Genomic DNA, 12,380 nt, shown 5'->3' on the forward strand with positions numbered 1-12,380 from the left:
AAAGCAAAAAACCAGGAGCTCTCCATGTTCACCACGCGTCGTTTGATTATTGTCGCTACTGCCGTGGCCTTGCTGTCCGGCTGCGCCTCGCCCAATCCGTATGACAATCAGGGGCAGGCCGACGGTGGCTCGCAAGGCATGAGCAAGACCGCCAAATACGGTGGCCTCGGTGCCTTGGCCGGCGCGCTCGCCGGCGCCGCGATCGGTCACGATAACCGTGGCAAGGGCGCGTTGATCGGCGCCGCCGTCGTCGGTGCCTCGGCGGCCGGTTACGGTTATTACGCCGACCAGCAGGAGAAAAAACTGCGCGCGAGCATGGCCAACACCGGCGTTGAAGTGCAGCGTCAGGGCGATCAGATCAAGCTGATCATGCCGGGTAACATCACCTTTGCGACCGATTCGGCGAACATCGCTCCAAGCTTCTACCAGCCGTTGAACAATCTGGCCAACTCGTTGAAAGAGTTCAACCAGAATCAGATCGAAATCGTCGGCTACACCGACAGCACCGGCAGCCGCCAGCACAACATGGACTTGTCCCAGCGTCGTGCGCAGAGCGTGGCGACTTACCTGACCTCGCAAGGCGTCAGCGGTGCCAACCTGTCGGCCCGTGGCGCCGGTCCGGATAATCCGATTGCCAGCAACGGTGACGTCAATGGCCGGGCGCAGAACCGCCGGGTTGAGGTCAACCTGAAGGCGATTCCGGGTCAGCAATACGGTGGTCAGCAGCAACAGCCGGGTACGGTGCAGCAGTATCCGTAAGCGATTGCCTGAATGAAGAAATGCCCGGTCTTGTGACCGGGCATTTTTTTGTGTTGGCCGTTATGGCCCCATCGCGAGCAGGCTCACTCCTACTGGGGCATGCATTTCAAAATGTAGGAGTGAGCCTGCTCGCGATGGCTATTAAATGGGCACCACAAAATCATCGGATACAAAAAAGCCCCCGGACACATCACTGTCCGGGGGCTTTTTGTCTGGCGCGAAGACTGCTTACTTCTTCAACCCATAATGCTCATCGAGCATGCCCGGCGAGTTCGGGCTTTTCGGCGCGTAGTCGCGCGGCGGCTCTTGATCGCGCGGTGGCGTCAGGCGTTCGCGCGGTGCCTGTGCGGCGTCGGCATGCAGGGCAGCGATCAGGCGCTGGCGGGTCTGTTCGTCAAGGGCCAGACGGTTGGCGCCCTCGGCAAGATGATCCTGCACTTCCTGATAGCTCTGAGTGAGCTTCTTGACCAGCATCGCGGTGCTGTTGAAGTGGGTGACCACCTCGTTTTGATAACTGTCGAAACGCTCCTGGATATCATCCAGTTGACGCTGCGTACGGCTCGGTGCGGCGTTCGGCGCAACGCGCGCGATCAGGAATCCAATGGCGACACCCATAACCAGGGCAAGAGTCGGTAACAACCAAACTAAGAGCGAGTGTTCCACGAGTCCTTCCTCTATAAACGGCTTTGCTTTACGTTAACGGCTCGAACCTGCGCTGTATACCGCGATTCACTCGCAATAGATCGGCACAGACAATTTGCTAGACGAGTCGACCCGATTCGAGGTCACGGAGTTCCTCCCTTGCTGATGCGTGAAACCCCTGTAGTGATTGCCGGCCCGGTGGGTCAATTGGAAAGTCTTTACCTGGACAACGAGCAGCCGCGCGGCATCGCGCTGATCTGCCATCCGAACCCGGTGCAGGGCGGCACCATGCTCAACAAGGTCGTCTCGACCCTGCAGCGCACCGCGCGCGACGCCGGCCTGATCACCTTGCGCTTCAACTATCGCGGCGTTGGCGCCAGCGAAGGCACCCACGACATGGGCACCGGTGAAGTCGACGATGCCCAGGCCGCCGCTGCCTGGCTGCGGGAAAAACACCCGGACTTGCCGCTGACCCTGTTCGGTTTTTCCTTTGGCGGATTTGTTGCAGCAAGTCTCGGCGGCCGTCTCGAAGCCGAGGGCGTGCAGCTCGAGCACCTGTTCATGGTCGCGCCGGCGGTGATGCGCCTGGGCGAGCAGGATCAACTGCCGCAGCATGGCGAACTGACCGTGATCCAGCCGGAAACCGATGAGGTCATCGATCCGCAACTGGTCTACCAATGGTCCGAGCAACTCCAGCGCCCCCATGAGCTGCTGAAAGTGGCAGAATGCGGACACTTTTTTCACGGCAAGCTGACCGATCTCAAGGATCTGATCCTGCCGCGTCTCTCGAATTGATTGCAGTCTGACAAGCGATTACCCATGACCAACCGTACCCGCATCCTCACTGGCATCACCACCACCGGCACGCCGCATCTGGGCAACTACGCCGGCGCGATCCGCCCGGCGATCCTCGCCAGCCGCGACAGCAATGCCGATTCGTTCTACTTCCTGGCTGACTACCACGCCCTGATCAAATGCGATGACCCGCTGCGCATCCAGCGCTCGCGTCTGGAAATCGCCGCGACCTGGCTGGCCGGTGGCCTGGATGTCGACCGCGTGACCTTTTACCGTCAGTCCGACATTCCGGAAATCCCCGAGCTGACCTGGCTGCTGACCTGTGTTGCCGCCAAAGGCCTGCTCAACCGTGCGCACGCCTACAAGGCCTCGGTGGACAAGAACGTCGAGACCGGTGAAGACCCGGATGCCGGTATCACCATGGGTCTCTACAGCTACCCGGTGCTGATGGCCGCAGACATTCTGATGTTCAACGCGCACAAGGTGCCGGTCGGCCGCGACCAGATCCAGCACGTGGAAATGGCCCGGGATATCGGCCAGCGTTTCAACCATCTGTTCGGCCAGGGCAAGGAGTTCTTCACCATGCCTGAAGCGCTGATCGAGGAAAGCGTGGCGACCTTGCCCGGCCTCGACGGTCGCAAAATGTCGAAGAGCTACGACAACACCATCCCGTTGTTCTCCAGCGCCAAGGAAATGAAGGACGCGATCTCGCGGATCGTCACCGATTCCAAGGCCCCGGGCGAAGCCAAGGATCCGGACAACTCGCATCTGTTCACCCTGTTCACGGCGTTCGCCACACCGGCACAGGCTGACGAATTCCGCAGCGAACTGCTTGGTGGTCTGGGTTGGGGCGAGGCAAAGAACCGTCTGTTCCAGTTGCTCGACAACGAACTCGGCGAAGCGCGCGACAAGTATCACCAGTTGATCGAACGCCCGGCGGATCTGGAAGATATCCTGCAGATCGGCGCGAGAAAGGCCCGTGCCGTGGCCACGCCGTTCCTCAATGAATTGCGTGAAGCGGTTGGCCTGCGTTCGTTCGTCAACCAGGTGCAGGTCGCCGCAACCACCAAGAAGAAAGCCGCCAAAGCCGCACGTTTCGTCAGCTTCCGCGAAGACGACGGCAGCTTCCGTTTCCGTCTGCTGGCGGCCGATGGCGAGCAATTGCTGTTGTCGCGCAACTTCGCCGATGGCAAAACCGCGGGGCAGGTGACCAAGCAGTTGCAGTCCGGCGAGCCGCTGGACGTGCGCAACGATGACCTGAGCTTCAGCGTCTGGCTGCAAGGCGAATGCATCGGCGACAGCCCGGCGTTCGCCGACGCGGCTGCGCGGGACGCGGCCATCGCAGCACTGCGCGTCGCGCTGACCCCGGCTCAGGACTGATCGGCGGCACGGCCCGACCAAGGGTCGATTGCCATTCCTGCGGGCCGTCGCTACAGTGACGGCCCGTTTTTGTTGCCTTGCTAACGAATTATGACGCCCCTAGAACGATATCAAGCAGATCTGAAACGCCCGGACTTCTTCCATGACGCTGCGCAGGAAACCGCTGTGCGTCATTTGCAGCGTCTGTACGACGACCTGATCGCCGCCGACCAGAACAAGCCGGGGTTTCTCGGCAAGCTGTTTGGCAAAAAGGATCAAACGCCGGTCAAGGGCCTGTATTTCTGGGGCGGCGTAGGTCGCGGCAAGACTTACCTGGTCGACACCTTCTTCGAAGCGCTGCCGTTCAAGGAAAAGACCCGCACCCACTTCCACCGTTTCATGAAGCGCGTGCACGAAGAGATGAAAACCCTCGGCGGCGAGAAAAACCCGCTGACCATCATCGCCAAGCGCTTCGCGACCGAGTCGCGGGTGATCTGCTTCGATGAATTTTTCGTTTCCGACATCACTGACGCGATGATCCTCGGCACCTTGATGGAAGAGTTGTTCAAGAATGGCGTGACCCTGGTCGCGACCTCGAACATCGTCCCGGACGGTCTGTACAAGGATGGCCTGCAACGCGCGCGTTTCCTGCCAGCGATTGCGCTGATCAAGCAGAACACCGAGATCGTCAACGTCGACAGCGGGGTCGACTATCGTCTGCGCCACCTCGAACAAGCCGAGCTGTTTCACTATCCGCTCGACGAAGCCGCCCATGAAAGCCTGCGCAAGAGCTTCAAGGCGCTGACGCCGGAGTGCACAGCAGCAGTCGAAAACGATGTGCTGATCATCGAGAACCGCGAAATCCGTGCGCTGCGCACTTGCGACGACGTGGCCTGGTTCGACTTCCGTGAACTGTGCGACGGCCCGCGCAGCCAGAACGATTACATCGAACTGGGCAAGATTTTCCACGCCGTGTTGCTCAGCGGTGTCGAGCAGATGAGCGTCACCACCGACGACATCGCCCGACGCTTCATCAACATGGTCGACGAGTTCTACGACCGCAACGTCAAGCTGATCATTTCTGCCGAAGTCGAGCTGAAGGATCTTTACACCGGCGGCCGCCTGACCTTCGAATTCCAGCGTACGCTGAGCCGTCTGCTCGAGATGCAATCCCACGAATTCCTGTCGCGGGCGCACAAGCCTTAAACAGCTTCGCATTACAAAAAAAGGGCCTGCGATTGCAGGCTTTTTTTATATCCACAATTCACCGCAATACCCTGTAGGAGTGAGCCTGCTCGCGATAGCGGTGGATCAGTCACATAAAGGCTGCATGGACGGACGCGATCGCGAGCAGGCTCACTCCTACATGGGTTTGTGCATGGGCAGGGGCTTATGCCGCCTGCTGAAACTGCTGCCGATACTGGTTCGGCGACAATTCGGTGTGCTGGCGGAACAGTCGGGCAAAGAAGCTTGCGTCGTCGTAACCGACCTCATAGCTGATGGTCTTGATGCTCTTGCGGCTGCCCGACAGCAAGCCCTTGGCGGTTTCGATGCGCAGGCGTTGCAGGTAATGCAGCGGCTTGTCGCCGGTGGCGGTCTGGAAACGGCGCATGAAATTGCGGATGCTCATGCCGTGCTCGCGCGCCACGTCTTCGAAGCGGAACTTGTCGGCGAAATGCTCTTCGAGCCAGTGCTGGATCTGCAGGATGATCACATCCTGGTGCAGCTTCTGCCCGCCGAAACCGATGCGTCCCGGCGAATAGCTGCGCTGCACTTCGTAAAGAATGTCGCGAGCCACGGCTTGCGCCACGTTTGCGCCGCAAAAGCGTTCGATCAGATAAATGTACAAGTCGCAGGCTGACGTAGTGCCGCCGGCGCAATACAGGTTGTCGGCATCGGTCAGGTGTTTGTCCTGATTCAGATAAACCTTGGGGAAACGCTCGGCGAAAGCATTGAAAAAACGCCAGTAGGTGGTCGCTTCCTTGCCATTGAGCAAACCCGCTTCCGCCAGCCAGAACACCCCGGTCGCTTCGCCGCATAACACTGCGCCACGGGCGTGTTGTTCTCGCAGCCATGGCAGGACTTGCGGGTAACGGCTGCACAGCGTGTCGAAGTCATCCCAGAACGCTGGAAGGATAATGACATCAGCGTTTTCCAGACCGCCATCGACCGGCATTATTACGTCACTGAAACTGTTTACCGGTTTGCCGTCGGGGCTGACCAGGCGTGTTTCGAACGCCGGTGTCAGGCCCTGGCCCAGTTGTTTGCCATAACGCAGGCTGGCCAGATGGAAGAAATCCTTGGCTTGCATGAGGGTGGAAGCGAAAACCCGGTCGATTGCCAGGATGCTGACGCGCCGCAAAGGCGTGGAGACGTGCTTGGACATAATTCAACTTTTGTTTTGTTTTTATAAGGGAAAGTGGTCACCAGACGGCTGGATCGTCTTATTTTTTGTCGGATGTGTCCAGTGTCCCGTGACGCTGGCGGCGCATAGTCTCTGAAGGACGTATCCCTCCAACAAGAAAGACAGGTGCCGCATGATCCCCAGAACCTTGTTCAGCGCAGAGCACGAATTGTTCCGCGACAGCGTACGAACCTTCCTCGAAAAAGAAGCGGTGCCGTTCCACGCGCAATGGGAAAAACAAGGCCACATCGACCGCCAGCTATGGAACAAGGCGGGCGAGGCGGGGATGTTGTGCTCGCATCTGCCGGAGGAATACGGCGGGCTGGGCGCGGATTTTCTCTACAGCGCGGTAGTCATCGAAGAGGTTGGCAGGCTGGGTTTGACCGGGATCGGGTTTTCCCTGCATTCGGACATCGTCGCGCCGTACATCCTGCATTACGGCAGTGAAGCGCTGAAGCACAAATACCTGCCGAAACTGGTTTCTGGCGAGATGGTTACGGCGATCGCCATGACCGAGCCGGGTGCAGGCTCCGATCTGCAAGGGGTGAAAACCACGGCGGTGCTGGACGGCGACGAGTACGTGATCAACGGCTCGAAAACCTTCATCACCAACGGCTTTCTTGCCGACCTGGTGATCGTGGTCGCCAAGACCGATCCGAAGGCCGGCGCCAAGGGCACCAGTCTGTTTCTGGTGGAGGCGAACACCCCGGGCTTCGAGAAGGGCAAGCGTCTGGAGAAGGTTGGCATGAAGGCGCAGGACACGTCGGAGTTGTTCTTCCAGGACGTACGCGTGCCGAAGGAAAATCTGCTGGGGCAGGCCGGGGCAGGGTTCGCTTATCTGATGCAGGAATTGCCACAGGAGCGCCTGACCGTGGCGATTGGAGGCCTCGCCTCGGCCGAAGCGGCGTTGCGGTGGACGCTCGACTACACCCGCGATCGCAAGGCGTTCGGCAAGTCGATTGCCGATTTCCAGAACACCCGCTTCAAACTGGCCGAGATGGCCACGGAAATCCAGATCGGCCGGGTGTTCGTTGACCGCTGTCTGGAACTGCACCTGCAGGGCAAACTCGACGTGCCGACGGCGGCGATGGCCAAATACTGGGGCACCGACTTGCAGTGCAAGGTGCTCGATGAATGCGTGCAGTTGCACGGCGGCTACGGCTTCATGTGGGAATACCCGGTGGCCCGGGCGTGGGCGGATGCGCGGGTGCAGCGGATCTATGCCGGGACCAATGAAATCATGAAGGAGATCATTGCGCGGTCGCTCTGACCCTCGCGCGACTGACGGGCCGCTATCGCGAGCAGGCTCACTCCTGCATTCTGGAACGCATTCCCCTGTAGGACTGAGCCTGCTCGCGAAGCTTTTGCCGATCAGTTATGGCGCCGGATTCGGATGATCCTTGTGAATCGCCTCAATCCCGGCCAGCACTTCATCGGAAAGTTTCAGATCGAAACTGGCAATGTTGCTGTCCAGTTGCTCGAGCGTTGTCGCGCCAATGATGTTGCTGGTGACGAACGTTTGCTGATTGACGAACGCCAGGGCCATCTGCGCCGGATCCAGGCCGTGCTCACGGGCCAGGGCAACGTAACGGCTGCACGCTGCCTCTGACTGCGGGTTGAAATAGCGGCTGAAGCGGCTGTAGAGGCTCAGGCGACCTTTCGCCGGGCGCGCGCCGCCCTCGTACTTGCCGGAGAGGAAGCCGAACGCCAGCGGCGAATAGGCGAGCAGCCCGCATTGTTCGCGGATGGCGATTTCCGCCAGGCCGACTTCAAAACTGCGGTTGAGCAGGTTGTACGGGTTCTGGATCGACACCGCACGCGGCCAGCCACGGGCTTCGGCCAAGGCCAGAAAGCGCATGGTGCCCCACGGCGTCTCGTTGGACAGGCCGATGTGGCGGATCTTGCCGGCTTTCACTTGCTCATCGAGGGCTTCGAGGGTGTCTTCCAGCGGCGTCAGGTTGGCTTCGGTCTTGTGTTTGTAGCCCAGCTGTCCGAAAAAGTTGGTGCTGCGTTCCGGCCAGTGCAGTTGATACAGATCGATGTAGTCGGTCTGCAGGCGCTTGAGGCTGCCATCCAGCGCTTCAGTGATGTGCTGGCGGTTGTGGCGCAGGTTCTTGTCGCGAATGTAGTCGATGGTGTTGCCCGGGCCGGCAATCTTGCTGGCGAGGATCCAGTCGGCGCGGTCGCCGCGACTCTTGAAGTAATTGCCGATGTAGCACTCGGTAGTGGCGTAGGTTTCGGCTTTCGGCGGCACCGGGTACATCTCGGCGGTGTCGAGGAAATTGATCCCGGCCTCTTTGGCGCGTTCGATCTGGGCGAAGGCTTCAGCTTCAGTGTTCTGCTCGCCCCAGGTCATGGTGCCGAGGCAGATTGCACTCACGTTCAGGTCGGTACGGCCTAGCTGGCGATAGTCCATCGGGTGCTCCTTGGGCAAAACAATCATAAAAGCAGGTTGAAATATTTTTCGCAATCTGCATAATTGCCGACCTCTTTCTGCAGTGGAAGTGATGCGCCGCCGCCGAAGAATCTTGCCGTTGAACGGACGCGCCGACCCGAGCCCCCGAAAGCGTCTGTATCCGGCTGCCTTTGACTTGTCAAAGTACGCACTATTCAGTAAGATCCGCCGTCTTATTTACAGGCGGCCCCTGAGGCTATAAAGAATGAAAACTTTTACTGCTAAACCGGAAACAGTAAAGCGCGACTGGTTTGTCGTCGACGCTGCTGGTCAGACCCTGGGTCGTCTGGCCACCGAAATCGCGAGCCGTCTGCGTGGCAAGCACAAGCCTGAGTACACTCCTCACGTTGACACCGGCGACTACATCGTCGTCATCAACGCCGAGCAGATCCGTGTTACCGGCGCTAAAACCACTGACAAAATGTACTACTCCCACTCCGGTTTCCCGGGCGGCATCAAGTCGATCAACTTTGAAAAGCTGATCGCCAAGGCCCCTGAGCGCGTGATCGAGACCGCGGTTAAAGGCATGCTGCCTAAAAACCCACTGGGTCGCGACATGTACCGTAAGCTGAAAGTCTATGCGGGCGCTGCTCACCCACATACTGCTCAGCAGCCCCAAGAACTGAAGTTTTAACGGAATAGTACATTATGTCGGCGACTCAAAATTACGGCACTGGCCGTCGCAAGACCGCAACCGCACGCGTTTTCCTGCGTCCGGGTACTGGTAACATCTCCATCAACAACCGTTCGCTGGATAACTTCTTCGGCCGCGAAACTGCCCGCATGGTAGTTCGTCAGCCGCTGGAGCTGACCGAGACTGTCGAGAAGTTCGACATCTACGTCACCGTGATCGGTGGTGGTGTAAGTGGTCAGGCTGGCGCAATCCGCCACGGCATCACTCGCGCTCTGATGGACTACGATGAAACCCTGCGTAGCGCTCTGCGCAAAGCTGGCTTCGTTACCCGCGACGCCCGTGAAGTTGAACGTAAGAAAGTGGGTCTGCGTAAAGCGCGTAAGCGTCCGCAGTACTCGAAGCGTTAATACCGCTTCCACGTTCAAAAAAGAACGCCCGATTCCTCACGGAATCGGGCGTTTTTTTATGCGTGCATTTTTTCCAGAAAGAATTGCGCTGTGACAACTTGCCTCATTCGCAGACCCCCTATACTGCAAGGCTTAGGGGTGGAGAGCTCCGGGTAATTCCCTTGTCAGAATTGGGGCTTTTCATTACCATTCGGCAAAATTTTTATAAGTAGCACGCGGTTTATTTAGTAGACGCCTGATTTAACAGGCCAAAAAAGCTGATGGGAGAGGACTGAATGAGCAATGACGGCGTGAATGCAGGCCGGCGTCGCTTCCTGGTGGCAGCCACATCCGTGGTCGGTGCTGCAGGAGCGGTGGGGGCTGCGGTCCCGTTCGTAGGGTCATGGTTTCCCAGCGCCAAGGCGAAAGCCGCCGGCGCACCGGTGAAAGTGAATGTCAGCAAAATCGAGCCAGGCCAGCAAATGATTGCTGAATGGCGCGGCCAGCCGGTGTTCATTGTCCGCCGTACCGAGGAAATCCTGGGGAATCTGAAAAAGATCGAGGGCCAACTCTCCGATCCGACCTCGAAAAACTCTACGCAACCTACCTATGTCGACCCTGAAGTGCGCTCGATCAAGCCGGAAATTCTGCTGCTGATCGGGATTTGCACGCACCTGGGTTGCTCACCGACTTTCCGTCCCGAAGTGGCACCTGCGGATTTGGGCAAAGACTGGGTAGGCGGTTATTTCTGCCCTTGCCACGGTTCCCACTACGATCTGGCTGGCCGCGTCTACAAGTCGCAACCTGCGCCTTTGAACCTGCCAGTTCCCCCGCATTCCTATGAGACCGATGACCTGATTGTCATTGGCGTCGATACGGAGAAAGCGTGATGAGCAAGTTCATGGATTGGGTTGATGCGCGCTTTCCTGCAACCAAGATGTGGGAAGACCATCTCAGCAAGTATTACGCTCCGAAAAACTTCAACTTCTTCTATTTCTTCGGCTCTCTGGCGCTGTTGGTGCTGGTCAATCAGATTGTCACAGGCGTCTGGCTGACCATGAGCTACACGCCGTCGGCAGAAGAGGCGTTTGCTTCCGTCGAATACATCATGCGTGACGTCGAGTACGGCTCGATCCTGCGTTTGTTGCACTCGACCGGCGCTTCGGCGTTCTTCATCGTGGTGTACCTGCACATGTTCCGTGGCCTGCTCTACGGTTCGTACCAGAAACCGCGCGAGCTGGTCTGGGTGTTCGGCATGCTGATCTACCTGGCGCTGATGGCCGAAGCGTTCATGGGTTATTTGCTGCCGTGGGGCCAGATGTCGTACTGGGGCGCGCAGGTGATCATCTCGCTGTTCGGCGCGATTCCGCTGATCGGCGACGACCTGACCCAGTGGATTCGTGGTGACTACCTGATCTCCGGCATCACCTTGAACCGCTTCTTCGCACTGCACGTCGTGGCGCTGCCGATCGTGATTCTCGGTCTGGTGGTGTTGCACATTCTGGCGCTGCACGAAGTCGGTTCGAACAACCCTGATGGCGTCGATATCAAGAAGCATAAAGACGAAAACGGCATCCCGCTGGACGGCATTGCCTTCCACCCGTACTACACGGTGAAGGACATTGTCGGTGTCGTGGTGTTCCTGTTTATCTTCTGCTTCATTGTGTTCTTCTTCCCGGAAATGGGTGGCTACTTCCTTGAAAAGCCAAACTTCGAACCGGCCAACCCATTCAAGACGCCTGAGCATATTGCACCGGTCTGGTACTTCACGCCGTTCTACGCGATCTTGCGCGCGGTGCCGGATAAACTCCTCGGCGTTATCGCCATGGGGGCGGCGATTGCAGTGCTGTTCGTGCTGCCGTGGCTGGACCGCAGTCCGGTCAAATCGATGCGCTACAAAGGCTGGCTGAGCAAGATCTGGCTGGTGGTGTTCTGCATTTCGTTCGTGATTCTCGGCATTCTCGGTGTGCTTGCGCCGACGCCGGGCCGCACGTTGCTGTCGCAGGTCTGCACCTTCCTGTACTTCGCCTACTTCATTCTGATGCCGTTCTACACCCGGCTCGAGAAGACCAAACCGGTACCGGAAAGGGTGACTGGCTGATGAAAAAGTTATTGCTTGCTCTGATTTTTGCTGCGCTGCCTTCCCTGACTTTTGCAGCCGAGGGCCATGGTCCGGAACTGGAAAAAGTCGATATCGATGTTTCCGACAAGGCGGCTTTGCAGGATGGCGCACGGACCTTTGCCAACTATTGCATGGGCTGCCACAGCGCCAAATTCCAGCGTTACGAGCGGGTCGCCGATGACCTCGGTATTCCCCACGAGTTGATGCTGGAGAAACTGGTGTTCACCGGCGCCAAGATTGGCGACCACATGAACATCGGTATGCAGCCGGCTGACGCCAAAACCTGGTTCGGTGCAGCGCCGCCGGACTTGACCCTGGTGGCCCGCGTGCGCGGCACTGACTGGCTGTACGGATACCTGAAGTCGTTTTACGAAGATCCGGCGCGCCCATGGGGCGTGAACAACAAGGTCTTCCCGAACGTCGGCATGCCTAACGTGCTCGTCGGTCTGCAAGGTCGCCAGGTCGTAGGTTGCAAGCAGGTGCAGATCGTCGAAGACGGCAAGAAGCAATATGATCCGCTGACCGGCACGGCTTTGACCCATGAAGCCTGCGATCAACTGACCATCGTGCCCAAATCCGGTGCTCTGAACGAAGAGCAGTTCGATGAGAAGGTCAAGAATCTGGTAACCTTCCTGGCTTACTCGGCTAACCCGGTTAAGCTGCAACATCAGCGCATTGGTACTTATGTCTTGCTGTACCTGGCGTTCTTCTTTGTGTTCGCCTACCTGCTCAAGCGTGAATACTGGAAAGACGTGCACTGATACGCTTCAAGCATTGCTGTTAATCGCGCGCGCCCAAGGGCGCCTCCGATAAAGCAGGGTCTG

At 58.4% G+C, this 12,380-nt stretch carries 13 protein-coding genes; 10 read left to right on the top strand and 3 right to left on the bottom strand.

Features of this window, described 5'->3' with window-relative positions:
* The first annotated feature begins 24 nt into the window (after positions 1 to 24).
* On the top strand, positions 25 to 759 hold the full coding sequence (locus tag ACYYKW_RS17830) for a YiaD family glycine zipper/OmpA-like lipoprotein (RefSeq protein ID WP_090286156.1): 735 nt from the start codon (positions 25 to 27) through the stop codon (positions 757 to 759).
* 228 nt (positions 760 to 987) lie between these two features.
* Here ACYYKW_RS17830 and ACYYKW_RS17835 read toward each other — a convergent pair whose 3' ends face one another.
* Positions 988 to 1,422 (bottom strand): Z-ring associated ZapG family protein, encoded by a 435-nt coding sequence (locus ACYYKW_RS17835; RefSeq protein WP_464990703.1) that lies wholly within the window; start codon positions 1,420 to 1,422, stop codon positions 988 to 990.
* A gap of 144 nt (positions 1,423 to 1,566) precedes the next feature.
* Here ACYYKW_RS17835 and ACYYKW_RS17840 point away from each other — a divergent pair, with 144 nt between their 5' ends.
* From ACYYKW_RS17840 to zapE, 3 genes are all read left to right on the top strand, one after another.
* Entirely contained in the window at positions 1,567 to 2,196 is a 630-nt protein-coding gene (locus ACYYKW_RS17840; protein WP_336355463.1) for an alpha/beta hydrolase, read from the top strand.
* Positions 2,197 to 2,220: 24 nt separating this feature from the next.
* The gene (locus ACYYKW_RS17845) at positions 2,221 to 3,576 is read left to right on the top strand and encodes a tryptophan--tRNA ligase (protein ID WP_464990704.1); all 1,356 of its coding nucleotides are present in this window, start codon (positions 2,221 to 2,223) and stop codon (positions 3,574 to 3,576) included.
* A 90-nt stretch (positions 3,577 to 3,666) separates the two neighbouring features.
* Positions 3,667 to 4,761, top strand: coding sequence for a cell division protein ZapE (gene zapE / locus ACYYKW_RS17850; protein WP_090286153.1), 1,095 nt, complete (start codon positions 3,667 to 3,669; stop codon positions 4,759 to 4,761).
* Between the two features lie 184 nt (positions 4,762 to 4,945).
* Here zapE and ACYYKW_RS17855 read toward each other — a convergent pair whose 3' ends face one another.
* Positions 4,946 to 5,842 (bottom strand): GlxA family transcriptional regulator, encoded by an 897-nt coding sequence (locus ACYYKW_RS17855; protein WP_197677989.1) that lies wholly within the window; start codon positions 5,840 to 5,842, stop codon positions 4,946 to 4,948.
* 250 nt (positions 5,843 to 6,092) lie between these two features.
* On the opposite strand from ACYYKW_RS17855, the gene ACYYKW_RS17860 reads away from it, so the two are divergent.
* Positions 6,093 to 7,229 (top strand): acyl-CoA dehydrogenase family protein, encoded by a 1,137-nt coding sequence (locus tag ACYYKW_RS17860; protein ID WP_464990705.1) that lies wholly within the window; start codon positions 6,093 to 6,095, stop codon positions 7,227 to 7,229.
* 105 nt (positions 7,230 to 7,334) lie between these two features.
* On the opposite strand, the gene ACYYKW_RS17865 is transcribed toward ACYYKW_RS17860, so the two are convergent.
* On the bottom strand, positions 7,335 to 8,375 hold the full coding sequence (locus ACYYKW_RS17865) for an NADP(H)-dependent aldo-keto reductase (protein WP_464990706.1): 1,041 nt from the start codon (positions 8,373 to 8,375) through the stop codon (positions 7,335 to 7,337).
* A gap of 244 nt (positions 8,376 to 8,619) precedes the next feature.
* Here ACYYKW_RS17865 and rplM point away from each other — a divergent pair, with 244 nt between their 5' ends.
* From rplM to ACYYKW_RS17890, 5 genes are all read left to right on the top strand, one after another.
* Positions 8,620 to 9,048, top strand: coding sequence for a 50S ribosomal protein L13 (gene rplM, locus ACYYKW_RS17870; RefSeq protein WP_007917032.1), 429 nt, complete (start codon positions 8,620 to 8,622; stop codon positions 9,046 to 9,048).
* 14 nt (positions 9,049 to 9,062) lie between these two features.
* Complete coding sequence (gene rpsI / locus ACYYKW_RS17875) at positions 9,063 to 9,455, top strand: 30S ribosomal protein S9 (protein WP_003228056.1); 393 nt, start codon at positions 9,063 to 9,065, stop codon at positions 9,453 to 9,455.
* Positions 9,456 to 9,730: 275 nt separating this feature from the next.
* Positions 9,731 to 10,324: a ubiquinol-cytochrome c reductase iron-sulfur subunit gene (gene petA, locus ACYYKW_RS17880; RefSeq protein WP_007917031.1), complete on the top strand. Its 594-nt coding sequence runs from the start codon at positions 9,731 to 9,733 to the stop codon at positions 10,322 to 10,324.
* Entirely contained in the window at positions 10,324 to 11,535 is a 1,212-nt protein-coding gene (locus tag ACYYKW_RS17885) for a cytochrome b (RefSeq protein ID WP_042608381.1), read from the top strand. The genes petA and ACYYKW_RS17885 overlap by 1 nt, the downstream gene beginning before the upstream one ends.
* Positions 11,535 to 12,317: a cytochrome c1 gene (locus ACYYKW_RS17890; protein ID WP_093098468.1), complete on the top strand. Its 783-nt coding sequence runs from the start codon at positions 11,535 to 11,537 to the stop codon at positions 12,315 to 12,317. The genes ACYYKW_RS17885 and ACYYKW_RS17890 overlap by 1 nt, the downstream gene beginning before the upstream one ends.
* Positions 12,318 to 12,380: the final 63 nt, after the last annotated feature.

The sequence above is a fragment of the Pseudomonas sp. 15C genome, from assembly GCF_055484735.1.